Below are 23,639 nucleotides of genomic sequence, written 5' to 3' on the forward strand. Positions count from 1 at the left end.
ACGTCACTCTTCGGAGGTGTTCCGATGATCGAGCAGCGTGCCCCGATTGACTTTCCCCTGCCGCCGCCGGGGTCGATTTTTCATCCGGGGGTTGAGCTTGCCGAGTTGCAGCGGGATCGGCCGGTGGCGGAGTTCCGGTTGGCTGACGGGTCGACCGGGTGGCTGGTGACGCGGTACGAGGATGTGCGGACCGTGCTGGTTGATCCGCGGTTCAGCAGGGCTGAGGCCAACAAGCCGGGTGTGCCTGATCCGGGGCTCGGGCAGGCGACCACCGACTCCATTCTTGGCATGGATCCGCCGGAGCACACGCGGCTGCGGCGGTTGGTGGCCGGGGCGTTCACCGTGCGGCGGGTGGAGGCGTTGCGGCCCCGGGTGGTGGAGATGGTTGACGAGCTGATCGATCAGCTGGTGAAGCTGGGGCAGCCCGCCGATCTGGTGGAGAACTTCTCGCTTCCGCTGCCCGTTCAGGTCATCTGCGAGCTGCTCGGGGTGCCGGCCGAGGATCGGCACGAGTTTCATGGCTGGTCCGATGTCGTGCTGAGCGACTCGACGGCGAAACCGGAGGAGATTCAGGCCGGGTTCGGCCACCTGTCGGCGTACTTTCAGAAGTTGATCGCGGTGAAGCGGGAGCGGCCCGCCGATGATCTGATGACCGCGTTGATCGCCGCCCGCGACGACCGGGACCGGCTCTCCGAGAGTGAGCTGGTGCGGCTCTGCCTGACCGTGCTGATCGCCGGGCATGAGACCACCGCCAACCAGATCAACATGTTCCTGCTGACCCTGCACCAGTTCCCGGACCAGCTGGCCCGGTTGCAGGAGCGACCGGAGAGCATTCCGCAGGCCGTCGAGGAGCTGATGCGCTTCGTCCAGCTCGGCGCGGGCGGCGTCGGCCTGATCCGGGTGGCGACCGAGGAGGTCGAACTGAGCGGCGTACGCCTGCCCGCCGGCTCCGCCATCCTGCCCGTGACCGCTATTGCCAACCGGGACCCCGCGCTGGTGTCCGATCCTGACCGTTTGGACATCCTGCGGTCGAACGGCGCGCATCTCGGCTTCGGCGCGGGTGTCCACCACTGTCTCGGTGCGCAACTGGCGCGCATGGAGTTGCAGGAGGCGTTACGCGGCCTGCTCGGCCGGCTCCCCTCGTTGCGGATAGACGTGCCGGTCGACGAGCTCCACTTCAAGGAAGGCATGATCGTACGGAGCCTGCACGCGCTCCCCGTTCGTTGGTGAGGCTACGATCCCGGCGGTTTTCACACCGTCCGAGGAGCGTTCGCCTTTCATGTCCTATGTAGTCTCTCGCCGCTGCGCCGCCGTAGTCGACGCCGCCTGGTTCAACCTCGCCGGCTTCGCCGTGATCGTGGTCAACGCCCTGCTGCTGGGCCTGGAAACCTACGACGGCGTGGTCGGCGCGGCCGGGCCGGTGCTGCAGCTCATGGAGCGTTTCTGCATAGCATTGTTCGCGGTGGAGCTCCTGGTGCGCTTCGGCGCGCAGCTCGCCACCCCGGGCCGGTTCTTCCGGGACGGCTGGAATCTGTTCGACCTCGCGATCGTGGTTGCGCCGTTGCTGCCGGGCGTGCGCGAGAACGTCACCATTCTGCGGCTGCTGCGGCTGGCGCGCATCCTGCGTACGTTCCGGCTCTTCCCGAGCCTGCGGGTCATCCTGGTCGGCATCCGCAAGGCCCTGCCGGGCCTCGGCAGCTTCGTCCTGATCACGGTCCTGGTCATCTACGGGTACGCGATGCTGGGCTGGATGATGTTCGCCGACGCCTACCCGGAGCGCTACGGCACGGTCGGCCAGGCGATGCTGACGCTGTTCCTGCTGCTGTCGCTGGACGGGATCACCGACGCGCTGGAGGCTGGGCGCGAGGTCAGTGACTGGGCTGTTCTTTACTACGTGTCCTACATGGTCGCTGCGTGCTATCTGCTGACCAACCTGCTCGTCGGGCTGGTCCTCACCGCGCTGCAGGAAGCGCACGAAGCTGAGCGATCCGGCATGAAGGTCGCGCGCGATGCTGAGCGGTCCGGGCCGAAGGGCGCGCATGGCGGTGAGCGGTTCGGTCCGGGTGTTGGGCACGAGGGTGAGCGGTTCGGTTCGGAAGTCGGACATGAGGGTGAGCGCTTGGGTTCGGGTGTCGGGTATGAGAGTGCGCGGCTTGGTTCGGATGGCGCGCGGGGGAGTGGGCGAATCGGATCGGGTGGGCAGTTCGGGTTCGGCGGCGGGCAGACGGATTCACGGCTGGGGGCGGGCATTGTGCGCGAGGTTGACCGGGCCGGGTTGAGTGGTGCAGATCCGGCCATCGCTGCGCCGGGGGTCGGGGTGCCGGCGGTCGCCGCGTTGCCGGTCCGGCATCACATCGCCGAGCTGCGGGCCTCGCTCGACGCATTGGAGCAGCGGCTGGGGCAGGACGAGGTTGAATCGGAACGTATCTGAGCCGCACCACGGCCGATCGGACCGCGACAGCCGCAGCGCCGGCAGCCGGCGTCGCCACGGCAATCACGACCGGGACCTGGGCCGGACCCGCAACCTGCCGCGCCCAGGTCCGATACGGGCCGGCACCGCCTCCTGGCCTGGGCCCGGACGCAACCGTGACTTGGCCTTGCCTGGGCTCGGTGTCTTGGGCAGGCGGGAGGGGCGACTGTCGGTAACGGGTTCGTTGACTCGTGGTAACACATCGACAATAATCACTGCCGTTGTTGTTAACGCTCACAACGGGAGGACACGGATGTTCCATGCCCGGCCGCTGCTGACAGCGGCGACGGCGGTGCTGGTGGCCGTTGCTTTGAACGGTGCTGCCCCGGTTCAGGCTCGAACGGCTGATCCGGATTACACGATCACGCTGGATCCGCGCGCTCAGGGTCCCGCGATCAACGATGACATGTACGGCGTTTTCTTCGAGGACATCAACTATGCGGCCGATGGTGGGCTCTATGCGGAGCTCGTGCGTAATCGCTCGTTCGAGTTTCTGCCTGCGGACAACGGGGCGTACAACGGGCTGACTGCCTGGACGCCGACAGTGGACGGCGGGGGCAGCGGCACCGCGACGACCGTGAACGACGATGCGCGTTTGAATGAGCGGAACCGTACGTATCTCAAGCTCGACCTGACCAGTACGGCCGGTGGGCGCTACGGCGTGACGAATGCCGGGTACAACACTGGGTTCGCGGTCGAGGCCGGTGCGCGGTACGACTTCTCCGTCTGGGCACGTAGTGACAATCCCGCGGGGACGGCTTTGACCGTCGGGCTCACCGGTGCTGCGGCGAGGACGCTTACTGTGCGCGGGGACAGGTGGCGCAAGTACGCGGTTTCGCTCAGGTCCGGGCGTACCGTCGATGATGGAAAGCTGTCCGTTCTTGCAGCCGGCGGCGGGACGCTCAGGCTTGATGAGGTTTCGCTCTTTCCGCGGGACACGTTCAAGGGGCGCGCGAACGGGCTGCGTAAGGATCTCGCGCAGAAGGTCGCGGCGCTCAACCCGGGCTTCGTGCGGTTCCCCGGTGGGTGTCTGGTCAATACCGGCAGCATGTACGGGTACGACGCGGCGAGTGGTTTCCCCCGTTCGCGTTCGTACCAGTGGAAGGACACTGTCGGGCCGGTGGAGACGCGGGCCACGAACAGTAATTTCTGGGGTTACAACCAGTCCTACGGGCTCGGATACTACGAGTATTTCCAGTTCGCGGAGGATGTCGGCGCGATGCCGCTGCCGGTGGTGCCGGCGCTGGTGACCGGGTGTGGGCAGAATCGCGCGACCGATGATCCCGCGCTGCTGCGGCGGCACATCCAGGACACGCTGGATCTCATCGAGTTCGCGAACGGGCCGGTCACCTCGACCTGGGGCAAGGTGCGCGCGAAAATGGGCCACCCTCGTCCGTTCGGGCTCACGTCGATCGCGGTCGGGAACGAGGAGAACCTGCCGGATGCCTACTGGGCCAATTTTGTGCAGTTCCGGGCGGCGATCGAGGCCGCGCATCCGGGGTTCACGGTGATCAGCAACTCCGGCCCGGATGACCAGGGGACCACCTTCGACAACCTGTGGGCCAAGAATCGCGCGGCCGGGGTGGCGATGGTGGATGAGCACTATTACAACAGCCCGAGCTGGTTCCTGCAGAACAACAACCGCTATGACGCGTACGCCCGCAGCGGCCCGAAGGTCTTCCTGGGTGAATACGCCTCCCAGGACGCGAAACTGTTCAATTCGCTGTCCGAAGCCGCGTACATGACCGGCCTCGAGCGTAACGCCGACGTCGTGAAGATGGCGTCCTACGCCCCGCTGTTCGCGAACATCGACAATGTGCAGTGGCGCCCGGACATGATCTGGTTCGACAACGACGAGTCGTGGGGTTCGACCAGTTACCAGGTGCAGAAACTGTTCATGAACAACGTCGGCGACCGGGTCGTGCCGAGCACCGCCACCGGTGCGGTGGTGCAACCCCAGCCGATCACCGGCGCGATCGGGTTGTCCACCTGGGCAACGTCGGCCCGCTACGACGATGTCCGGGTGACCCGTCCGGACGGCACGGTGCTGTACAGCGATGACTTCAACGACGGTGACGCCGACGGCTGGACGCCGGTGCAACCGCGCGGTTCGTGGTCGGTTGTCGACGGCGCCTATGTTCAGAGCGACACCTCCGCGCAGGACACGATGGTCAAAGCAGCCACCATCGGCGAGACCGACTACGACCTGAGTGTCACGGCGACCAAGATCGCCGGCGCCGAGGGCTTCCTGGTCGCGTTCGGGGTGCAGGAGACCGGCCAGTTCTACTGGTGGAACCTCGGCGGCTGGAACAACACCCAGGGTGCGGTCGAGAAGGGCTTCACCAGCGCCAAGGAGCAACTGCTCACCAAACCCAACTCGGTGACCACGGGTACGCCGTACGACCTGCGCATCGAGGTCCGCGGCACGCACGTCCGGCTGGTCCTGAACGGCGAGGAGTGGGGCAGCTTCGACGACGACAAGGTGACCGAGCCGTTCGCGCAGGTGGTCACGCGCAACGACCGTACCCGTGAACTGATTGTCAAAGTGGTCAACGCGCAGGACACCGCGGCGGTCACGAAGGTGGACCTCGGCGGTCTGCGGGTCGCACCGGTCGGTGAGCAGACGGTCATCACCGGCGACCCGGGTGAACAGAACACACGCACCGCCGAGCCGATCCAACCCGTGACCAGCACCGTACGCGGGCTGGGGACCACGTTCACCCGCACGTTCGCGCCGAACTCGGTCACCTTCCTGCGCCTGTCTCTTCGTTAGGGGATCGTCATGACGCATCGCATCACCCGCCGCGGCCTCCTCAGCGGGGGCCTGGGCATCGCCGGAGTCGGTGTCCTGAAACTGCCCGCCGCCGCGAACCCGCCGCTGATCAGCCAGCGCGCCGACCCGTTCATCACCAGGCCGGTGGCCGGGCAGTACTACTTCACCGGTTCCGTCCCCGAGTACGACCGGATCATCGTCCGCGGCGCGCCCACGATCGCGGGGCTCGGCGGGGCAGCGGAATCCGTGGTGTGGCGCCGCCCCGGCTCCGGCCGGATGGGTGGGCACATCTGGGCGCCGGAACTGCACCGCATCGACGACAAGTGGTACATCTACTTCGCCGCCGGGGACAGCGATGACGTCTTCCGCGTACGGATGTATGTGCTGGAATCGTCTCTTGCCGACCCGCGCGACCCGGCGGGCTGGACCCTGCGCGGCCAGATCGCCACCGAATGGGACAGCTTCTCGCTGGACGCGACCACCTTCGCGCACCGCGGCCGCCGCTACCTGGTCTGGGCGCAGAGCGAACCGGAGATCGCGGTCAACTCGAGCCTCTACATCGCGGAGCTCACCAACCCGTGGACCCTGCGCACCAAGCCGGTCCGCATCGCCACCCCCACGCGCAGCTGGGAGATCCAGGGATACCGGGTCAACGAGGGCCCGGCGGTGATCGTACGCAACGGCAAGGTCTTCATCTCGTTCTCGGCCAGCGCCACCGATGCGCGTTACTGCATCGGGCTGATCTCGGCGAGCGCCACCGCGGACCTGCTCAAGAACGCGTCGTGGACCAAGACCCCGGACCCGATCTTCACCAGCAGCCCCGCAACGGAACAGTACGGCCCCGGCCACAACTCGTTCACGGTCGGCGCGGACGGCGTCACCGACGTCCTCGTCTACCACGCCCGCGACTACCGCGACATCACCGGCGACCCGCTCTACGACCCCAACCGGCACACCCGCGTCCAGAAGCTCACCTGGAACGCGGACGGCACCCCGCACTTCGGCGTCCCCCAGGGCGGTGCCGGCCCGATCTAAGATCTGCGTATGGCGAATTTGAGTCTCGCGGACGGCCGTACCCTGGAATATCGGGTCGCGGGTCCCGCGGACGGCATGCCCCTGGTTCTGCACAGCGGCACGCCGTCCGCGGCCCGGTTCCACGACCCGATGGTCGCCACCGCGGCCAAGCACGGCCTGCGCGCGATCGCGATCAGCCGCCCCGGCTACGCGGGATCAACGGCGCAGCCCGGCCGCACGGTCGGATCGGCCGCGCTCGACGTCACCGCCGTCCTCGACGCCATCGGCGCTGACCAGTTCCTGACGGTCGGCTGGTCCGGCGGCGGCCCGCACGCCCTCGCCTGCGCGGCTCTGCTACCCGAACGCTGCCTCGGTGCCGCGACTGTCGCCGGCGTCGCCCCCTACACCGCGGCGGATCTCGACTGGCTCGCCGGCATGGGCGCGGAGAACATCGAGGAATTCGGCGCGGCGGTGGCCGGATCGGTGCCGCTCGGCGACTACCTGACCGCGCAACTCCCCGCCCTGACCGACGTCACCGGCGGCCAGGTCGCCGACTCGCTGGGCGACCTCATCTCCGACGTGGACCGTCGGGCGCTGACCGGTGACTTCGCCGACTTCATGGCAGCGGCGTTGCGCGCCGCGGTCTCCACGGGCATCGACGGCTGGCGCGACGACGACCTGGCGTTCATCGAGGAATGGGGCTTCGACCTCACCACCATCACCACCCCGGTGGCCATCTGGCAGGGAGAACAGGACCGCATGGTTCCGTACGCCCACGGCCGCTGGCTCGCCACCCACGTCCCCGGCGCAACCGTCCATCTGGAGCCGGCCGAGGGCCATTTGTCGCTCATGCTCCTGGCCTTCGACGCCATCCTCGGCGAGCTGAAGAGCTGGACCTGAACTGAACTTCAGGTCCTACGGTCGGTGCATGACAGCACCTTCAGTCCTCCCGGCGGATGCGCCGGCCGTTGACATCGCCACCCTGATCGCCCTCGTCGCGGAGATCGAACGCAGCCAGCGCCATGAGGATGTCGAAGGCTTCCTGGGCCTGTTCGACAGCTCGGCGGTCTGGGTCAACGGCGCCGGCCGCCGTCTCATCGGTCTCGACGAGATCAGCGTCTTCACCCGCAGCGTCCTGCCCGGCGCCATGGCCAACAGCTCCGTCGGCTACACCGTCGAACACATCGCCTTTCTCACCCCGGACGTCGCCCTCACCGGAGTTGCCCAGCAATACACTGACCTCGACGGCAAACCCCAGGGTGGTACGGGCGCCCCGACCTATATCTGGCGCCGTACGCAAACATCGTGGAAGCTCGTCGCCGGCCAGAACACCACCGTGCTCGGATAGGCACCACGGAAGGCTTTCGTGACGCATTCGACGGCGTTTCTGCTCGACTGCCTGCGCCGCTCGGGGATGCGCGATGTCGTCTCGGTGGAGCCGGTGGCGGGTGGGCTGGCGGCGGTCGCGGGCATAGCGATCCGCCGGGATGCGCCGCCGGTGTTCGTCAAGGCCTTCGCTGACGCGCCGGACGACGATGTCTTCGCCGCGGAGGCCGAAGGGCTGCGGGCTCTGCGGGAGCTCGGCGGCGTGGCGACACCCGGCGTGATCCGGGCGGATCGGGAGTTGCTCGTGTTGTCGGTGCTGGGACCCCGGCCGCCCGGTGAGAGCTTCTGGGAGCAGTTCGCGCACGAGCTGGCGCGGATGCATCTGAGTACGGTTCACCCCCGCTTCGGGTGGCCCAGCGACAACTGGCTGGGCCGTCGGCGCCAGATCAATACCTGGGGTACGGATGGGTTCGCGTTCTTCGCCGAGCACCGGTTGCTGCGGTGGCTCGGGGAGCCTCGCGTCGAGGCGGCACTCGACGCCGGTGACCGGGTGGCGCTGGAGCGGCTGTGCCGGCGTCTGCCCGAGCTGTTGCCGGATCGGCCCGCCTGCCTGGCCCACGGTGACCTGTGGACCCAGAACCTCCTGGCCACCCCGGACGGCCGGCCGGCGCTGATCGATCCGGCGGTGTCGTACATGTGGGCCGACGTCGACCTGGCTCACGTGTGGTCGACCTCGCCTCCGCCCGAGGCGCAGCGGTTCTTCGCCGTTTACGCCGAGCTGATGGCGCTCGACGCGGGCTGGCAGGCGCGGATGCCGATCGTTCAGCTGCGACAGCACCTCGCTGTGCTGGCCCAGTTCGACGATGACTGGGGCGCGGCCGATCAGATCCGGGCGACTCTCGCCCCGTTCCGCACGCTGAGCTGATTGGCGGGATTCCGCGGGAATGTGGCTCTCAGCGGCCTGTTCGCGGCGCAGACGGGGCTCCTACGCTTCTCGCGCATTGTCGGACTGAGCGGGAAACGAGTGCCACATGCTTCGCTACGTTTTGCCGGTGGTCATCGGGCTGATCTGGGTGGGGATCTTTTCCTTCGTCCCCGAACCGCATCGGCGCCGGATCAACGCGGTTGTTGTCGGGGGCGCCGGGGCTGCGTACATAAGTGGAGGCAGTTTTGGTCTCGGAGAACTTGCCTTCACCACGCTGATGACGCTCGTCGCCTATGTGGGGCTGCGGTCGTGGACGTTCATCGGGATCGGGTGGCTGCTGCATACCGGCTGGGATGTGCTGCATCATCGGCGTGGTGCGCCGCTGATCCCTTCGGTGCACGACTCGTCGTTCGGGTGCGCGCTGTGCGATCCGGTGATCGCCCTGTGGTGCTTCACGGGCGGGCGATCACCGTGGCGGAAACGTCAGGACGAGGATTTGGGGGTGTAGAGGGCGAGGGTGCCCTCCTTCATCCGCCAGATCTGCGTCCGGGTGTAGTCCTCGGTCAGCAGATCGCGCAGATCCGTGCGCAGTTCCAGCGGGTCGCCCTTGGCCTTGTTCGTGAACAGCCAGAGGCGGGTGGCGGATTCGACGCGGTCGGGGGTGCCCGGCCATTCGGCGGCGTAGAGACTGTCCACGTCGGCCGCGTCCTTGCGGATCAGCAGATCCTTCGGGGTGTACGGGGCGTCGGCCAGGTAGTAGTAGACGCCGGGGCGCAGGATGCGGTTGCCGGGGGAGAAAAGCAGGCCGTCGCCCGGCTCCTGGCGCTTCTTGATGATTTTCGCAGCCGTACGGTAATCGGTGCCGTTCTTCACCGTCTTGCCGCGCACCTCCCACTGCGCCGGGTAGACCAGCGCGGCGATCAGGACGAGTACCGCCGCGATCCGGGTGTAACGGCCCCAGGGGCGCGTCTCCGGCAGTGTGCGGGCCTCTGGCAGCGCGCCGGACTCCGGCAGTGTGCGGGCCTCTGGCAGAGCGCGGACCAGGCCGACTCCGGCCAGGAGTGCGGCGAACGGCAGGACGAACAGCACGTAGCGGGCCACCCAGAACGACGGGCCGTGCCACGAGACCAGGCACACCACGACGAGCGGAACGAGCGCCGCGAGCGCGACCACCGCGACGTTGCGGGCGCGGAACCAGGCGGCCGTGACCGCGAGACCGATGATCAGCCAGGCGATCTCGGCCTGCCCGGTGAGCCCGGTGGGCATGTACCGCACGGCCTTGACGGTCAGCGGCGGAACCCAGGTCAGCTGCGTGTCGTGCTGACCCGAACCCATGATCACGATCGGCGCGATGCAGGCCGCACCCACCGCCGCGGCGCCGGCCCACCAGAGGAACAATTTGCGGCTCGACCAGGACTTCCCGTCCCGCTCGTCGTCCAGGTCGACCGGTGTCCGTTCGGGCTTCCAGAGCCGCATCAGCACGACGAAGAAATGCGCGCCGACCGCCGTCAGGGCGATCAACTGCGCAACACCCAGACCCACCACGGAGATGGCGTACGCAAGCCAGCGCACCCAACCGGGCTTGTCCAGCGCCATCAGGAGCAGCAGCAGGCTGAGCGCCGCAACGAAGACGGCGAACGCGTACGGGCGGGCCTCGGACGCGTACCGGGAGATGTTGGGAATGGAACAGAGAATGAGCCCGCCCACGACCCCGGCCAGCGGGCTGAACAAGCGCCGGCCCAGCTCCCCGGTCACCGCCGCCGCGGCAGCCATGGCCAGAATGGACGGTACCCGCACGGTGAGCACGGTCTGCCCGAAAACGGCGTCCCAGAAATGCAGGAACATGTAGTACGGACCGAAGACGCCGTCAACGTTGTTGATCAGATCCCAGATCTGCGGCACCGACCGCCGCGCCACATCCACACTGGCGATCTCATCCCAGCTGAGCACCGACCGCGTCGCACCGAGCAGACCGAGAACGAGCATCGTCAGGCCCGGAATGAGTGCGGGCAGCACACGTCGGACCGGGGCAGCCCGGAGCGCTGAGATCATTCGCGGTAAACTACATCAGCTGCCGGACCGTTGTCGGGGCAGCCCCTTGCCGCCACCCGATCGAGCATCGCTCTCCGGCAGCGCCCCTGTTCCGCCTGTTACGGCACTCGTGGCGCCCATCGCGGCGTGCGGGGCTTTCGTCCTGTTTCGGCCAGGCTGGTGCACGGGTTCTTATGTTTTTCATAGACATCGCCTGTGGGAACCCTTATTCACCGTCGGCACGCTTGAAGCGTCCGATCCCCAGCCCCATGATCCCAGCCCCATGATCCAGCCCCATGATCCGATCGTCATGATCCGAGCCGATGATGTCGGCGCCATGATCCGATCGTCATGAGCCGATCGCCAGAGGAGACGTTGTGAGCGACGAGAACCCGCCGCGGGAAACACCGGCCCAGCAGGGTGCTACGGCCCAGCCCGCCGCCCCGGCCGGCGACGCGACCACACCCACGGAGCGCATTCCTGCCACCCCGGCAGCACACGACGCACCCACGGAACCGATCCCGCCGGCCGCTGCGCCCGCCGCCAACCCTGCCGCCCCCAACCCGGCCGCCGCGGGCCCGGTCGTAGGTGCAGCCGCGCCTGCCGCTGGGACTGCCGCGCCTGCCGCTGGGACTGCCGCGCCTGCCGCTCAGACTGCCGCGCCTGCTTCGGCAGTTGATGGTTCGGATGCTGCACCTCATGGGGATTCTGCCCATGCCGCCGCGCCCGGTGGGTGGGCTGCGCCGGGTGGAGCCGCGTCGGGTGGGGGGCCTGGTTACGCGGGCGGTCCCGGTTACGCGGGCGGCCCTGGCTATGCGACTGGTACGGGTGGCGGGCGGTGGGCTCGGGCGCGGCGTTCGCGGGTGCCGTTGTGGGTGGCCGGAGTGCTGCTGGTGGCGGGATGCCTGGTCGGGTGCGGTATCGCGGCGGTTGGTGCGGTTATCGGCCGGCATGACGGTGGCGGGTCGCATCACCGGTTCGACCGGGACGGCGGGGACCGGAACGAACGGTTCGGGCCGGGCGGGCGGGACGACAGCGGCACCCGGGGCGACAACGGGGGCCGGCCTTTCACCGGTCCGGGCGGTATGAACCCCGGCCGTGGGCCTCGGGGCAACACCAACGGTGATCCCGCACCGAACGGGTCGGCGGCGCCTGCGGCCCCGCCCGCGCCCAATGCCTCGGCTGCCGTCCCCGGCGCGCCGGTGCCGACCGCGTCGTCATAGCGCGAGCGGCTCCGGCCGGCTCATTCCAGCGCGGCCGGCCCAGGTCCCGCCTCGCGGCGGCGCGGCCGGTGGCGGGACCGCCTTGGTGCGACACGGCCAGGTGGCGGGACCGCCTTGGTGCGACACGGCCGGGTGCCGGGACCGCCTCGCGGCGGCGCGGCCGGTGCCGGGACGGTCTGGTCGTAACGCGGGCGGGCGGTGACCGGACCGCCTGGTCTCAATCCGCCTGGTCGCAATTCGGCTGGTCGTGATCCGGCTGGTCGTGATCCGGGCGGTGCCAGGATCTGCTCGCAGAGGCGCAGCCGGTGCCGGGACGGGTGGGACGTGGTGCGGTCGGTGCACGGGGGTGGGTTCGGCGTGGAACTCTTGGGTGGGGGTGGTGGGCCGTGCGGGTTCTGGTGGTTGATGATGACGCGGCGGTGCGGGATTCGCTGGCTCGGACGTTGCGGTTCGAGGGGCATGAGGTGGAGACCGCGGGGGATGGGCGGGAGGCGCTGGATCGGGTTCGGGGGCGGGAGCCTGATGCCGTGATCCTGGATGTGAGTATGCCGGTGCTGGATGGGCTCGAGACGTGCCGGGAGTTGCGGGGCGGCGGGGTTCTGGTGCCGATTTTGATGCTGACGGCGCGGGACAGTGTCGGTGATCGGGTGGCGGGGCTGGATGCCGGGGCCGATGACTATCTAGTGAAGCCGTTCGCGTTGCAGGAGTTGCAGGCGCGGCTGCGGGCGTTGCTGCGGCGGTCGCTGATCACGACCGGGGCGCAGGAGACGACCGTGGCGCCGGCGGGGGAGTTGCTCACGTTCGAGGATCTGCGGATGGACGCGGGGAGTCGTGAGGTGTGGCGGGGGCAGCGGGCGGTGCGGCTCACGCGTACGGAGTTCGCCATTCTCGAGGTCTTTCTGCGGCATCCGCGGCAGGTGCTGTCGCGGGCGGCGCTGTTCGAGAACGTCTGGGGTTACGACTTCGGCGAGACGTCGAACAGCGTGCACGTCTACCTGGGGTATCTGCGTCGCAAGCTGGAGGAGGCGGGTGAGCCCCGGCTTCTGCACACCGTGCGCGGAGTGGGGTTCGTGCTGCGTAGCGAAGGGCCATGAGAAGGGTGGGGACGTGGTGGGGGCGGCGTACGTTGCATGCCCGGCTGTCGTTGCTGGTGACCGGGGCGGTGGCGCTGGCCGTGCTGGTCGTCGCGGGGCTGGCGTGGGCGGCGGTCGCGGAGATTCAGGACCACCAGTTGCAGAACGATCTGACCACCGATGCCACCACGATCGCCGCCGACCCCGCGCAGTGGCTCGCCACGGGGCCCGTCGTCGAGGAGGAGCACCGGGGCGGGTTCGGGCCGCCGCGACGGTTCCGGCGTGACGCGGGGCCGCGCTGGCAGATCCTGGATGCCCAGGGTGTCGTACGGAACAAAGCTGTCAACGCTCTTCCGGTGACCCCCGCGGCCCGGGAGATCGCCGCCGGGCGTCGGGTCCGCGCCGAGGAGCAGGTCACCGTCGGGGCGGTCAGCTATCAGATGGTCACGGTGCCGATCTCCGGCGGGGGAGCGGTCCAGGTCGCGGTCAACCGCACCCCCGGGGACCGTACGCTCGTGGTGTTCGCCATCGCGCTGCTCGCCTGTTGCGCGGTCGGCATCGCCGGGGCAGCGGTGCTCGGCCGGACCGTGGCGCGGGCGGGTCTGCGGCCGGTGCAACGGCTGACCGGCGCCGTCGAGGAGGTCGCGGTCACCATGGACCTGACCCGGCCCATCCCGATCAACGGTGCCGATGAGATCGCGCGGCTGGCGGGCTCGGTGAACACCCTGCTGACGGCGATCGACACGGCCCGGACGGCCCAGCGCACGCTGGTCGAGGACGCGGGTCATGAGCTGCGGACGCCGCTGACCAGCATCCGTACGAACATCGAACTGCTCCTCGAGGTGGAACGTCACCCCGAGCTCGCCCATCGGCTGCCGCCCGAGGATCGCACGAAGCTCCTGCACGACCTCGACGCCCAGGTGACCGAGCTGGCCACCCTCACCACCGAACTGGTCGAGCTGGCCCGCGACGAGACCACCCGCGAGGACGTCGAACCCCTCGATCTGACGGCGGTGACGCAGGCCGCCCTGACCCGGGTGCGCATCCGGGCGCCCGGGCTGACGTTCACGACCTCGCTGACGCCGTGCGCGGTGCAGGGCCGTCCCGGCGAGCTGGAACGGATGATCCTCAACGTCCTCGACAACGCGGCGAAGTGGAGTCCGGCGGGTGCGACCGTCCACACCGGGCTGCGTACCGACGAGACAGGCCACTGCGAACTCACCGTGACCGACACCGGCCCCGGCATCGCCGAAGCGGACCGCCCGCACATCTTCGACCGGTTCTACCGCGCGACCGCGGCCCGCTCGATGCCCGGCTCCGGCCTGGGGCTCGCCATCGTCGCGCAAACGGCGGAGCAGCACGGCGGCACCGTGCGGGTCGAGCCGAACGTCCCGCACGGCACCCGGGTCATCATCCGGTTGCCTACCACCGACGGGACAGCAGACGCTATAGCCTGACCAAGTGGGACAAAATGGATTGACGGCGGTCGAGGTCGCGGCGCGGGTGCGGGCGGGGGAGGTTAACGTTGCCGCGGGGCGGAGCAGGGGGTACGCCGCGATTCTGCGTACCAACGTGTTCTCGTTCTTCAATGTCATTCTGTTCGTCATCGGGGCGGCGCTGCTGGCGCTGGGGCGGTATTCCGACGCGCTGATCAGTGTCGGACTCGGGCTGATCAATGCGCTGATCAGTGCCGGTCAGGAGATCCGCGCCAAGCGCAAGCTCGACGGGCTGCAACTGCTGGACCGCGCCGCGGTGCGGGTGATCCGCGACGGCCGCGAGACCGAGGTCGCCCCGGAACGGGTGGTACGCGGTGACGTGCTGCGCATCCGCGCCGGTGACCAGATCGTCGTGGACGGCCCGCTGCTCGACGGGGAGCGGGTCGAGGCGGACGAGTCCCTGCTCACCGGGGAGGCGGACCCGGTGCCGAAGGCGACCGGGGACGAGCTGCGCTCCGGCAGCCTGTGCGTGGCCGGGAACGGGTATCAGCTCGCCCGGGACGTCGGCACGCACAGCTATGCGGGACGGCTGACCGCGCAGGCGCGGCGGGTGACGACGGACCGCACCCCGCTGCAGCGGCGGATCGAGTTCGTGGTCCGGCTGGTCATGGTGCTGACCGTGCTGATGAGCGGGGCGATCGTCGCGCAGGCCCTGCTCGAGGGGTTCAGCCTGCTGCGGGTCGTGCAGATCAGCGCGGTGCTGTCGGGCCTCGTGCCGTACGGGCTGTTCTTCCTCATCGCCGTCGCGTACACGGCCGGTGCCGCCGCGCTCGCCGGGCGGGGTGCGCTCGTGCAGCAGGTCAACGCGGTCGAGTCGGTCAGCAACGTGGACGTGGTCTGCACCGACAAGACCGGGACGCTGACCACCGGGCGGCTCACCCTCGACGGGATCGAACCGCTCGGCGGCATGGACCTGGCCGAGGTCCGCACGACGCTGGGCGCGCTCGCCCGCACCGCGACCACCCCGAACCTCACCACGACCGCGCTGCTGGAGAGCCTGCCCGGCAACGCGTGGACGGTCAGCGACGAGGTGCCGTTCACGTCCTCGCTGCGCTGGTCCGGCATGACCACCCGCACCGACACGTGGATCCTCGGCGCCCCCGACGCGCTCACGACCGGCGAGCTGCACGAGCGGGTGGCGCGGAGCGCGGATCAGGGGCTGCGGGTGCTGCTGCTGGCCCGTTCCAGCGGCAGCCTCCGGGACGGTGACGGGCATCCCGCGCTGCCCCGGATCGAACCGGTGGCGCTGGTCGCGCTCGCCGACGAGCTGCGGCCCGAGGTGGCGCACAGCATCGGGCAGTTCCACGCCGACGGCGTGGAGATCAAGGTCCTGTCGGGCGATGATCCCCGTACGGTCGCAGCGCTGGCCGCCCGCGCCGGCCTCGACGACGGCGGGGGTCCGGTGAGCGGCGCGGGCCTGGACCGCCTCGACGACGCGGCGTTCGACGCGCTGGTCGCCCGGACGACGGTGTTCGGCCGCGTCGCCCCCGAGCAGAAGGAACGGATCGTCGCGTCGCTGCGCCGCCAGGGCCACTACGTCGCGATGATCGGCGACGGCGTGAACGACGCCCGCGCGCTCAAGGGCGCCCAGGTCGGCGTCGCGATGCGCAGCGGCAGCGCGGTCACCCGGGACGTCGCCGACATCGTGCTGGTCGACGACTCGTTCGCCGCGCTGCTGCCCGCCCAGCGTGAGGGCCGCCGCATCATCGCCGGCATCGGGATCTCCATGTACGTCTTCCTGGCGCGCGTCGCCACCCAGGGACTGGTGATCCTGGCGGTCAGCATGCTCGGCCTCGGGTTCCCGTACTCGCCGACGCAGGTGGGGCTGACCCTGCTGACGGTCGGGGTGCCCACGTTCTTCCTGACGGTGTGGGCCGAGCCGCTGCCCCCGGACAAGCGCCTGCTCACCAATCTGGCGCGCTTTGTGCTCCCGGTGGCGGTGGTCACTGCGGGGTTCGGTACGGCGATCTACGCGTATCTCTACGAGACGGTGAGCCAGGGGTTCAACGACAGCACACCGGCCGAGGTCATCAGCCAGTTCGAGCGCTACACCGGGCTGAGTTACACCGACACCGACTTCACCGCGGCGGCGGCGACGATCGGCGCGCAGACCGGCCTGTCGACGTTCTTCTGCCTGGCGTCGTTCGTGCTCATTCTCTTTCTGGCGCCGCCGTTGCCGCTGTTCGCGGCGTGGACGACTCCGGTGCGCGATCGGCGACCGGCCGCGCTGGTGGGCGTACTCATAGCGGTCTTTGCCGCCGTTCTCTTCGTCCCCGTGCTGTCGGACTATTTCGGGCTGACCGGCCCGGCCGGACCCGTTTTCGAGGTGGTGCTGCCGGCATTGGTGCTGTGGTTCGCAGCGCTCACGGCGGCATTTCGCTTCCGGCTGCTGGAGAGGGTCCTGGGGCTGGGTTAACTCACGGCCATGATGTGCCGGAGTCTCTGGTGGGGAACGCCCGCGGCGGCGAGCTGCGCGGCGATCCGGGCCGAGGAGTGGTCCAGGAAGACGACGACGTGATGGTCGTCGCCGAGCGCGCACGCCGCGGTGAGCGTGCCGAGGTTGATGGGGTCGAGCTCGGAGACGTCGTGCAGGTCCAGGATCAGGCGCATGGGGCGGACGTGCCGGACGGTGTGCACGAGGACCTGACGGAGCTCGACGGCGTCCTCCGGTCCGATACGGCCGTGCGGGCGCAACTTCACACTGCCGTCGGGACACGTCTCGACGTCAACTGGCGAGTCGGACATCGGCTGACCTTCCGTAACCAGGTGTTGGTGGAGCCGTAAGAATAGGGTCGCGCGCCGATCACGTCGATCGATGCCGGAAGAATTCATCTTCGAAGTGGTGACTTTTCTGACCGCCGCCGGACGTTGCCGGGACACGCCCCGTTTGCCATCCTGAAATGGATGCCGCAACGCGGACATCCCGGACGAGTGTGTGTCGTACCCGGCCTGCCAAGACGACCACTGTCAAAGGTGGGTTCGTCATGGCCTGGTTCGTTCTCGTGCTGTCCGGAATGCTGGAAACCGTCTGGGCAGCCGCCCTCGACCGCAGCGCCGGCCTCAGTCGCCCGCTGCCCGCCGCTCTGTTCGGCGTCACACTCGTGCTCAGCATGTCCGGTCTCGGTTATGCGCTGCGCACCATCCCGGTCGGCACCGGCTACGCCGTGTGGGTCGGTATCGGCGTCGTCGTCACCGCGGTCTACGGGATGGTGTCGCTCGGCGAGCCGGCGTCGCTGCCCCGGATCGGCTGCCTGCTCCTCGTGGTGGCCGGGGTCGCCGGCCTCAAGTTCCTCTAGGCCGCGACGCGTTTCTCCAGGGCGCGCGTTTTCCGATCGTCGCCGAAACGGGGGCACTTGCCCGTAGCTCTCACGGGTGAACGTCGGGGTGACCCAGGCCGTCGATCAGCAGGGTGCACACGGCGTCGAGCTCGTCCTCGACGCCGGGGGTCTGCCAGTCGCCGGTGTGGGCGGGGTGGTGGAAGCGGGTGGTGGCCGAGAAGACGGCCAGGGCCAGCGCGGCCGGGTCGGCGTCCCGGAACACGGCGCTGGTGACGCCGTCGGCGAGGATGCCCTGCAGCTGGCGCAGCAGATCGGTCACGTGCTCGGCCGCCGCGTCGCTGTTCTCGGTGACCAGGATGCGGTACGCCGCGAACAGTTCCGGATCGTCGTGCGCCTTCGCGCGCTTCGACGCCAGCAGGGCGGCGAGCCAGCTCCGCAACCGTTGCCGGGGCGGGATCTCGCTGTCACTCGCGATCGCGGCCAGGGCGTCGCGGTCCTGGTTCAGCCAGCGCCGGGAGACCGCCTCGCGAAGCGCCGTCTTCGACGGGAAGTGCTTGTAGACGGCGGCGTGGCTGACGCCGAGTGCCCTGCCCACGTCGACCACGGTCGCCTTGGCGGGCCCGTGGCGGCGCAGCACATCCTCAGTGGCGGACAGGATCATCTCCGCGTCGAGCGGCCCACCGGCGCGCATCAGACCTCACCGCTCAGCAGGCTGGACATCCCGCCAGCATAGTGCCCAGCCATCCCCTTGGTAACAGAATTCAAATTGTGTAACCTGAACCCCGTTCCCGACGGAAGAGGGTTTGATCATGACCATCCTGGTGACCGGCGCCCGAGGACACGTGGGCGCCGCCGTACTGGACGGACTGCTGGCCGCCGGCGCGACCGTGCGGGCGTCCAGCCGCACCCCGCGGCCCGGGGAGTTCCCCTGCGGCGCTGAGGTGGTGCGCGCCGACCTGGCCGATCCGAGCACGTTCCCGGAGGCGCTGGCCGATGTCCGCACGGTGTTCCTCTACGCGCATCCGGCGACCGCGACCGAGTTCGCGGCGGCGGCCCGCAAGGCCGGGGTGGAGCACGTGGTCCTGCTGTCCTCCGGCTCCGTGCTGGCCGCGGACGCCGCCACCAACCCGATCGCCGCACAGCACCGCGCGGCGGAGCGGGCGCTGGACGACGCCGGCCTCGGCCGGACATTCGTGCGGCCCGGCTACTTCGCGACGAACTCGCTGCGCTGGCGGTCAATCCGCACCGATCGCGTGCTGCGCACCGCGTTCCCGGACGCGATCACCGCACCGGTGCACGAGCGTGACATCGCCGCGGTGGCGGTGCATGCCCTGCTGGACGAGCCCCGCAATGCCGCATATCCAGTGCTCGGCGCGGGCCCGGTGACCATCCGTGACCAGGTCGCCGCGATCGCCGAGGCGCTCGGCGAGCCGGTGCGCCTGGCGGAGATCGACGTCGACACCTACCGCGCCGACCTGCTCACACAGCTGCCCGGGCCGATCGTCGACCGCCTGCTCCAGGCCGGCGGCAGCGTGCCGCAGCTGCCCGCCGAGGTGGCGGTCGATGCCGTCACCGGACTGCTGGGCCGGCCCGCGCTGACCTTCGCCGACTGGGCCCGCGACCATGCGGCCGACTTCCGCTGAGCCGATCAGGAGATCGCTGCGCATGCCCTTCGTGCCCCGGCTCGGCCATCGCGGTGGCCGAGCGGCAGAGCGTTCGCCGCCGGCGTTCCGGCCGGGTGGGTGACGATGGACGAGGCCGACGGCCAATCGAAGTCGCTGCGCGTCTTCATGGAGGAACACGACCAGCCGCACGTGGTCCGCGGCTATTGGCTTCTCGCCCGGCGCACCATCAGCACCGGTGAGCTGGCCTACTACGTCTGTTACGGATCCCGGAAAACCCGGTTGATGGACCTGGCCCGGTGGTGGTCACGCCGGCGCCGCAGAATACTAGGGCGCCACGCGGCCGTGGGTCTCGAAGGCGGCGTGGGTCAGCGGCATCAGTGCCGCCCACTGCGCCTCCATCCGCTCCGCCACCATCTCGATCTCGCGCTGCGGGAACGACGGGACCTTCGCGTTCTCGCGCTTGGTGCGCAGTGACAGGAAATGCATCAGCGAGCGGGCGTTGCACGTCGCGTACATCGAGGAGAAAAGACCGACCGGGAGCACGGCCCGCGCCACTTCCCGGGCGATCCCCGCTGCCAGCATTTCCTGGTACGCCGCATAGCTGTGCCGGTACGCGGATTCCATCGCCGTGACCGTTCGCTCGTGCTGTTCCGCGGTGCCCTCGGCGAACTCGTACTTGCCGGGACGCCCGAACTGCACGAGCGGGCGGTCCTCGGCCGGCGTGTAGAACACCGGCTCCAGCTCCCGGTAACGCCCGCTCTCCTCGTTGTAGGACCAGCCCGCGCGGTGCCGGTGGAACTCGCGGAACACGAAGATCGGCGCCTGGACGAGGAAGGTCATCGAGTTGTGCTCGAACGGCGTACCGTGCCGATCCCGCATCAGGTAGTTGATCAGGCCCTCGGACTTCCCGGGATCGGCGTCCAGCTCCGCCAGCGACGCCTCGCCCGCGGTCGACACCCGCGCGGCGAACAGCACATCCGCGTCCGCCGCCGCACTCTTCACGAGGGTGACGCTCACGTCGTGGCGGAAGTCAGGCTCGGTCATTGCGGATACGTTACTTGCCCTCGGCCCGGTCACCCGTCAGCGAATCGCGCGCGTCCCGCCACGCCCCACCATCACCCAGAAGCACATTCCGCAGGTACGCCGAAACGAGCCGGGCCACCGTGGCGACGCGAGCGGGATCCTCGTCGGTGGTCTCGGCCGCGTCGTACCCGGAAATGCCACCGAGGCCGTGCTCCGCTCCGGCCAGGACCACCAGATCCTTGGGGCCAGGCGCCAGTGTGTACGGGTCGGTGTGCCATTCCCAGCCCGCGGTCGTCAGGTGCGGGGAGGCATCGCGGTCACCGGCGATCACCAGCGCCGGCGTGGCCATCGTGGTGAAGTCGGTGGTCGAGAAGAAGGAGTAGTTCTTCGCCGCGAACTCACTGAGCGCGTCCCCGCCGCGGCCCGGCGCGGCGAGCAGCACGCCGGCCTTGATCCGGGGTTCGGCCAGGTTCACCTGCTCGCCGTCGAGCGGGTCGGTCAGGCGCGCACCCAGCAGCAGGCTCGCGGTGTGCCCGCCCAGCGAGTGCCCGGCGACGGCGACCTTGGTGCGGTCCAGGCGGCCTTTCAGCTGCGGGACCGCGTCCTCGATCGGGTCGAGCCGGTCGAGGACGCGGGTCATGTCGAGCGCCCGGGTACGCCAGAACAGCGGCGCCTCGGCGTCATCGGGATCCACCCTCTGCGCCAGCGTTTTCGAGTCGAGGTGGGTCGGCTGGATCACGGCGAAGCCCTGCTCGGCGAGGAGGGTGACCAGGGGCGCGTACCCGTTGAGTGATGACAGGTTGTTCGACGCGCCGTGACCGTGCGACAGCAGGACGATAGGGAGGCGCTCACCGGTTGTCGGTGCGGTCACCTTTACCTGCAGGTCAACGGCGCGGCCGGGAGCCGCCAGGACGATCGGGCTGACCGAGAAGATCATGACTTGCCCTCCGATGCGATAAGTGGAACCTTGTTCCGTCATCATGTGGAACTTGGTTCCGCTTTGTCAAGGCTGCCGCCCCCGCCCACGTCCCCCGATCGGAGGGCAGTTCTGGATTGTGGGGTCGGACTCCGCTGAGCCGGGTCCCCGGGGCGCGCCGAAACCCATGGAGCAAGATGGGGTCAGTGGGACAGCACCAACCGGACGACGCCCCGGCGCCGGACCGCGCGATGAAAACGGACGACCGCACGCCCCGGTCGCCCGCCGCCGCCCCTGCCCGCACCACGGACTTCACCGCCCTTGGCCTCCCCGCCCGTCCCGAGCCTGCGCGTTCGGACCTTCCGCCTGCTGATCAGGGCGTTGAGGGTGCTGGTGCCGGGGTTTCCGGCCCTGAGACAACTGCGGATCCGGCCCTTGATCCGGAGAATGCGGCGCCGCAACGACGCGGGCAGCCGGAGGGTTCCGCGCCGCAACCGCCCGGGCCGCCGGAGGGTTCTTCGGCGCGGCTTCCCCGGCGAGCTGCGGCGGGGTCTGCCCGGCGGCCGGCGCGGGGTGGGCCGCGGGAGCTTCAGCCGCATCGGATGGCGCTGGCGCTGGCATTGGTGTCGGCGGGTCCGCCTTTGATCATTATCAACGGGCTGAAGGGCGTACCGGTCGCTGTTGCTGGGGTGCTCTATGCGGCCTGGCTGTTGATCGGTAAGAAGTTGCCGCGCCGGCGCCGGTGATCGTTCGTTACCGGGGCAGGTAGCCGAGGGCTTTCTCGGCGCACGTGTCGACGGTGGTGCGGGCGTCCAGGCCGAGGCTTTCAATGGCGACCAGCGCGGTGAACACCACGTCGGCGAGTTCTCCGGCGACGTCCTCGCGGGTGTGGGTGACGCCCTTGCGCGGGTTCTGGCCGAGGACCCCGATCCAGGCCTGGACCGCCTCGCCGGCCTCCTCCGTGATCTTCGCGATCCGCAGCGTCAGCTCCAGATCCTCGGTCCCGTTCCGCTCGTCGAGCGCCGCCCGCCACGTCCGCGCCGCGTCCCACACCGTCATGTCGTCATCAGCCATGCCGGTAATCTCACATCCCGCACCAATCGATCCGGGGGAGGGGTGGTCATGGGCGCGAAGACCGCGTTGCTGGCTTTCACGAAGGGCGACCTGCGGCCGGCGCTGCTCGGGGCCGGCGCGGGAGACCGGGTCAGGGCCGAGGAGCTGGTGCGGCAGATCCATCCCGGGTACGCCGTGACGCCGATCGAGGACGGCCTCCTGTGGGACTGGTGCTACCCGCCCGACGATGTCACCTATGTGGCGATGCTGCCCGGTGCTGAGCTGCTGTGCGACCGGAGGCTGATCCTCGATCGCCCGTCCGAGCTGCCCGAGGACCTGCTGCGGGCCGGTGCGGGGCGGCGGATCGTCATGCACGGCATGCATTCGGTCAGCGACTGGCTCGGCTTCGCGGTGTGGGACGACGGGGTGCTCGTGCGGTCGCTCAGCCTGTCCCCGGACAGCGGGATCGTGGAGACATCGGCGAACCGTACGACTTCGAGCGGTCGTACTGGGCGGGTGAGCACCCGGTCGGCGTGACGTTCACCGGACGCCCGTACCCGCTGCCGTTCCACCCGCTGGAGCTCGGCGAGGACGCGCTGCGAGCCCTGTTCGGTTTCATCCTGGAAGGGCACCCGGAACCGGACGACGTCGACCCGTTCGACGTGCCCGTGCACGGCTTCCGCGTCGAGGACCCCACGGGGCAGGAGCAGGTGGCCCGCGCGGCGGCGCTCGCGGCCTGGATGAAGGCAGCGGGTCCCCCTCGGACAGCGCGCTGGGAATCCATTCAGGGACAGTGAGGGCACACCGTCGGGCAGGGCGTCAGCGGGTCCCGGGTGGCGAGGCCGCTGTGGTGCAGGACGGTCGTGACGGTTTCCTCGAAGGTGCTGACCTCGGGGATGACGGTTTCGCCGGGGGTGGCGAGCAGGTCGCGGGGGGAGTACCACTCGCGCATCTGGTCGGCGGTGACGGGGATCGGTTCGTCGCGGCGGAAGTGGCGGCGGACGGTTTCGTCGAAGGAGACGTCGAGGTAGAAGACATGGGCGGGGCCGGGGTGGCCGGTGATGAGGTCCCGGAGCGCCGTGGCGTAGCGGTCGGTGTGGAGGATTCCCTCGAGGACGACGTGGTAGCCGAGGTCGAGCGCGGTCCGGGCGGTGGCCGCGATGAACGCCGGGGCGACGGGGCCGATGGCGGTGCTGTCGTGTTCGCGGAGAATGACGCGGCGGAGGTGGTCCTGTTCGAGGAGGGCGCAGCCCCGGCCGTACCGCCGGCGTATCTCCCGCGCAGCGGTGGTTTTGCCGCTACCGGAATTTCCTCGCATGACCACCAGCGTCGGGTCCTCTGTCATGGGGAACGGTAACAAGTGTCAGAGCCAGGTGGTGGCCGGCCACACCACGCCGAGGAGCCGGCCGTGGG

Annotated in this window: 21 protein-coding genes, 2 pseudogenes and 1 riboswitch; of the genes and pseudogenes, 16 read left to right on the forward strand and 7 right to left on the reverse strand. The window is 69.4% G+C overall.

What is annotated here, in order from left to right; genetic code table 11:
- The first annotated feature begins 24 nt into the window (after window positions 1-24).
- From Aco04nite_RS09545 to Aco04nite_RS09580, 8 genes are all read left to right on the forward strand, one after another.
- Complete coding sequence (locus tag Aco04nite_RS09545; protein WP_212996835.1) at window positions 25-1,230, forward strand: cytochrome P450; 1,206 nt, start codon at window positions 25-27, stop codon at window positions 1,228-1,230.
- A gap of 49 nt (window positions 1,231-1,279) precedes the next feature.
- A complete protein-coding gene (locus Aco04nite_RS09550; RefSeq protein ID WP_212996836.1) occupies window positions 1,280-2,431 on the forward strand; it encodes an ion transporter in 1,152 nt (383 codons plus the stop codon).
- 292 nt (window positions 2,432-2,723) lie between these two features.
- Window positions 2,724-5,243 (forward strand): alpha-L-arabinofuranosidase family protein, encoded by a 2,520-nt coding sequence (locus Aco04nite_RS09555; RefSeq protein WP_212996837.1) that lies wholly within the window; start codon window positions 2,724-2,726, stop codon window positions 5,241-5,243.
- Between the two features lie 9 nt (window positions 5,244-5,252).
- Window positions 5,253-6,278, forward strand: coding sequence for a glycoside hydrolase family 43 protein (locus Aco04nite_RS09560; protein WP_212996838.1), 1,026 nt, complete (start codon window positions 5,253-5,255; stop codon window positions 6,276-6,278).
- A gap of 9 nt (window positions 6,279-6,287) precedes the next feature.
- Window positions 6,288-7,157: an alpha/beta fold hydrolase gene (locus Aco04nite_RS09565; protein WP_212996839.1), complete on the forward strand. Its 870-nt coding sequence runs from the start codon at window positions 6,288-6,290 to the stop codon at window positions 7,155-7,157.
- 28 nt (window positions 7,158-7,185) lie between these two features.
- On the forward strand, window positions 7,186-7,605 hold the full coding sequence (locus Aco04nite_RS09570) for an SgcJ/EcaC family oxidoreductase (protein ID WP_212996840.1): 420 nt from the start codon (window positions 7,186-7,188) through the stop codon (window positions 7,603-7,605).
- A gap of 18 nt (window positions 7,606-7,623) precedes the next feature.
- A complete protein-coding gene (locus Aco04nite_RS09575; protein WP_244875846.1) occupies window positions 7,624-8,508 on the forward strand; it encodes a fructosamine kinase family protein in 885 nt (294 codons plus the stop codon).
- A 106-nt stretch (window positions 8,509-8,614) separates the two neighbouring features.
- Window positions 8,615-9,016, forward strand: coding sequence for a DUF6010 family protein (locus Aco04nite_RS09580; protein WP_280519326.1), 402 nt, complete (start codon window positions 8,615-8,617; stop codon window positions 9,014-9,016).
- Here the strand turns inward: Aco04nite_RS09580 and Aco04nite_RS09585 are convergent.
- Window positions 8,992-10,560: a glycosyltransferase family 39 protein gene (locus tag Aco04nite_RS09585; RefSeq protein WP_212996842.1), complete on the reverse strand. Its 1,569-nt coding sequence runs from the start codon at window positions 10,558-10,560 to the stop codon at window positions 8,992-8,994. The genes Aco04nite_RS09580 and Aco04nite_RS09585 overlap by 25 nt on opposite strands.
- Window positions 10,561-12,148: 1,588 nt before the next feature.
- Here Aco04nite_RS09585 and Aco04nite_RS09590 point away from each other — a divergent pair.
- From Aco04nite_RS09590 to Aco04nite_RS09600, 3 genes are read left to right on the forward strand one after another with little or no spacing between them, the layout of a single operon-like run.
- Window positions 12,149-12,856, forward strand: a complete 708-nt coding sequence (locus tag Aco04nite_RS09590; RefSeq protein WP_212996843.1) for a response regulator transcription factor — start codon at window positions 12,149-12,151, stop codon at window positions 12,854-12,856.
- Entirely contained in the window at window positions 12,853-14,292 is a 1,440-nt protein-coding gene (locus Aco04nite_RS09595) for a sensor histidine kinase (protein ID WP_212996844.1), read from the forward strand. Before Aco04nite_RS09590 ends, Aco04nite_RS09595 begins: the two co-directional genes overlap by 4 nt.
- A 4-nt stretch (window positions 14,293-14,296) precedes the next feature.
- A complete protein-coding gene (locus Aco04nite_RS09600; RefSeq protein WP_212996845.1) occupies window positions 14,297-16,747 on the forward strand; it encodes an HAD-IC family P-type ATPase in 2,451 nt (816 codons plus the stop codon).
- Here Aco04nite_RS09600 and Aco04nite_RS09605 read toward each other — a convergent pair.
- The gene (locus tag Aco04nite_RS09605; RefSeq protein WP_212996846.1) at window positions 16,744-17,076 is read right to left on the reverse strand and encodes a hypothetical protein; all 333 of its coding nucleotides are present in this window, start codon (window positions 17,074-17,076) and stop codon (window positions 16,744-16,746) included. The genes Aco04nite_RS09600 and Aco04nite_RS09605 overlap by 4 nt on opposite strands.
- Window positions 17,077-17,232: 156 nt before the next feature.
- Window positions 17,233-17,299: riboswitch (guanidine-III (ykkC-III) riboswitch) on the forward strand.
- A 16-nt stretch (window positions 17,300-17,315) separates the two neighbouring features.
- On the opposite strand from Aco04nite_RS09605, the gene Aco04nite_RS09610 reads away from it, so the two are divergent.
- On the forward strand, window positions 17,316-17,627 hold the full coding sequence (locus tag Aco04nite_RS09610; RefSeq protein ID WP_212996847.1) for a DMT family transporter: 312 nt from the start codon (window positions 17,316-17,318) through the stop codon (window positions 17,625-17,627).
- Between the two features lie 70 nt (window positions 17,628-17,697).
- Here Aco04nite_RS09610 and Aco04nite_RS09615 read toward each other — a convergent pair whose 3' ends face one another.
- Complete coding sequence (locus Aco04nite_RS09615; protein WP_212996848.1) at window positions 17,698-18,300, reverse strand: TetR/AcrR family transcriptional regulator; 603 nt, start codon at window positions 18,298-18,300, stop codon at window positions 17,698-17,700.
- Between the two features lie 118 nt (window positions 18,301-18,418).
- On the opposite strand from Aco04nite_RS09615, the gene Aco04nite_RS09620 reads away from it, so the two are divergent.
- Both Aco04nite_RS09620 and Aco04nite_RS50210 read left to right on the forward strand, forming a co-directional pair.
- Window positions 18,419-19,252, forward strand: a complete 834-nt coding sequence (locus tag Aco04nite_RS09620; RefSeq protein WP_212996849.1) for an SDR family oxidoreductase — start codon at window positions 18,419-18,421, stop codon at window positions 19,250-19,252.
- Between the two features lie 66 nt (window positions 19,253-19,318).
- A pseudogene (locus tag Aco04nite_RS50210) lies at window positions 19,319-19,531 on the forward strand (IS701 family transposase); the annotation flags it as partial.
- Window positions 19,532-19,558: 27 nt separating this feature from the next.
- Here the strand turns inward: Aco04nite_RS50210 and thyX are convergent.
- Together thyX and Aco04nite_RS09630 are read right to left on the reverse strand one after the other, a co-directional pair.
- Window positions 19,559-20,278 carry an FAD-dependent thymidylate synthase gene (gene thyX, locus Aco04nite_RS09625; RefSeq protein WP_212996850.1) on the reverse strand — a complete coding sequence of 240 codons (720 nt, stop codon included), beginning with the start codon at window positions 20,276-20,278 and terminating at the stop codon, window positions 19,559-19,561.
- A gap of 10 nt (window positions 20,279-20,288) precedes the next feature.
- Window positions 20,289-21,194, reverse strand: coding sequence for an alpha/beta hydrolase family protein (locus Aco04nite_RS09630; protein ID WP_244875847.1), 906 nt, complete (start codon window positions 21,192-21,194; stop codon window positions 20,289-20,291).
- A gap of 581 nt (window positions 21,195-21,775) precedes the next feature.
- On the opposite strand from Aco04nite_RS09630, the gene Aco04nite_RS09635 reads away from it, so the two are divergent.
- Window positions 21,776-21,919, forward strand: coding sequence for a hypothetical protein (locus tag Aco04nite_RS09635; RefSeq protein WP_203840425.1), 144 nt, complete (start codon window positions 21,776-21,778; stop codon window positions 21,917-21,919).
- A 7-nt stretch (window positions 21,920-21,926) separates the two neighbouring features.
- Here Aco04nite_RS09635 and Aco04nite_RS09640 read toward each other — a convergent pair whose 3' ends face one another.
- On the reverse strand, window positions 21,927-22,247 hold the full coding sequence (locus Aco04nite_RS09640; protein ID WP_244875848.1) for a MazG-like family protein: 321 nt from the start codon (window positions 22,245-22,247) through the stop codon (window positions 21,927-21,929).
- Window positions 22,248-22,295: 48 nt separating this feature from the next.
- Here Aco04nite_RS09640 and Aco04nite_RS50215 point away from each other — a divergent pair.
- A pseudogene (locus tag Aco04nite_RS50215) lies at window positions 22,296-23,023 on the forward strand (DUF6928 family protein).
- On the opposite strand, the gene Aco04nite_RS09650 reads toward Aco04nite_RS50215, so the two are convergent.
- On the reverse strand, window positions 23,011-23,571 hold the full coding sequence (locus tag Aco04nite_RS09650) for an AAA family ATPase (RefSeq protein ID WP_212996852.1): 561 nt from the start codon (window positions 23,569-23,571) through the stop codon (window positions 23,011-23,013). The pseudogene Aco04nite_RS50215 and the gene Aco04nite_RS09650 sit on opposite strands and share 13 nt — an antisense overlap.
- Window positions 23,572-23,639: the final 68 nt, after the last annotated feature.

Origin of the sequence: Winogradskya consettensis (genome assembly GCF_018332715.1) — a bacterium.
Taxonomy (GTDB): Bacteria; Actinomycetota; Actinomycetes; order Mycobacteriales; family Micromonosporaceae; genus Actinoplanes; species Actinoplanes consettensis.

Excerpts from the sequence above, each read along its gene's own strand:
- Aco04nite_RS09545 (WP_212996835.1), top strand. The coding sequence starts at position 25 with ATGATCGAGCAGCGTGCCCCGATTGACTTTCCCCTGCCGCCGCCGGGG.
- Aco04nite_RS09550 (WP_212996836.1), top strand. The coding sequence starts at position 1,280 with ATGTCCTATGTAGTCTCTCGCCGCTGCGCCGCCGTAGTCGACGCCGCC.
- Aco04nite_RS09555 (WP_212996837.1), top strand. The coding sequence starts at position 2,724 with ATGTTCCATGCCCGGCCGCTGCTGACAGCGGCGACGGCGGTGCTGGTG.
- Aco04nite_RS09560 (WP_212996838.1), top strand. The coding sequence starts at position 5,253 with ATGACGCATCGCATCACCCGCCGCGGCCTCCTCAGCGGGGGCCTGGGC.
- Aco04nite_RS09565 (WP_212996839.1), top strand. The coding sequence starts at position 6,288 with ATGGCGAATTTGAGTCTCGCGGACGGCCGTACCCTGGAATATCGGGTC.
- Aco04nite_RS09570 (WP_212996840.1), top strand. The coding sequence starts at position 7,186 with ATGACAGCACCTTCAGTCCTCCCGGCGGATGCGCCGGCCGTTGACATC.
- Aco04nite_RS09580 (WP_280519326.1), top strand. The coding sequence starts at position 8,615 with ATGCTTCGCTACGTTTTGCCGGTGGTCATCGGGCTGATCTGGGTGGGG.
- Aco04nite_RS09585 (WP_212996842.1), bottom strand. The coding sequence starts at position 10,560 with ATGATCTCAGCGCTCCGGGCTGCCCCGGTCCGACGTGTGCTGCCCGCA.
- Aco04nite_RS09595 (WP_212996844.1), top strand. The coding sequence starts at position 12,853 with ATGAGAAGGGTGGGGACGTGGTGGGGGCGGCGTACGTTGCATGCCCGG.
- Aco04nite_RS09605 (WP_212996846.1), bottom strand. The coding sequence starts at position 17,076 with ATGTCCGACTCGCCAGTTGACGTCGAGACGTGTCCCGACGGCAGTGTG.
- Aco04nite_RS09610 (WP_212996847.1), top strand. The coding sequence starts at position 17,316 with ATGGCCTGGTTCGTTCTCGTGCTGTCCGGAATGCTGGAAACCGTCTGG.
- Aco04nite_RS09615 (WP_212996848.1), bottom strand. The coding sequence starts at position 18,300 with ATGCGCGCCGGTGGGCCGCTCGACGCGGAGATGATCCTGTCCGCCACT.
- Aco04nite_RS09620 (WP_212996849.1), top strand. The coding sequence starts at position 18,419 with ATGACCATCCTGGTGACCGGCGCCCGAGGACACGTGGGCGCCGCCGTA.
- thyX (WP_212996850.1), bottom strand. The coding sequence starts at position 20,278 with ATGACCGAGCCTGACTTCCGCCACGACGTGAGCGTCACCCTCGTGAAG.
- Aco04nite_RS09630 (WP_244875847.1), bottom strand. The coding sequence starts at position 21,194 with ATGATCTTCTCGGTCAGCCCGATCGTCCTGGCGGCTCCCGGCCGCGCC.
- Aco04nite_RS09635 (WP_203840425.1), top strand. The coding sequence starts at position 21,776 with ATGGCGCTGGCGCTGGCATTGGTGTCGGCGGGTCCGCCTTTGATCATT.
- Aco04nite_RS09640 (WP_244875848.1), bottom strand. The coding sequence starts at position 22,247 with ATGGCTGATGACGACATGACGGTGTGGGACGCGGCGCGGACGTGGCGG.
- Aco04nite_RS09650 (WP_212996852.1), bottom strand. The coding sequence starts at position 23,571 with ATGACAGAGGACCCGACGCTGGTGGTCATGCGAGGAAATTCCGGTAGC.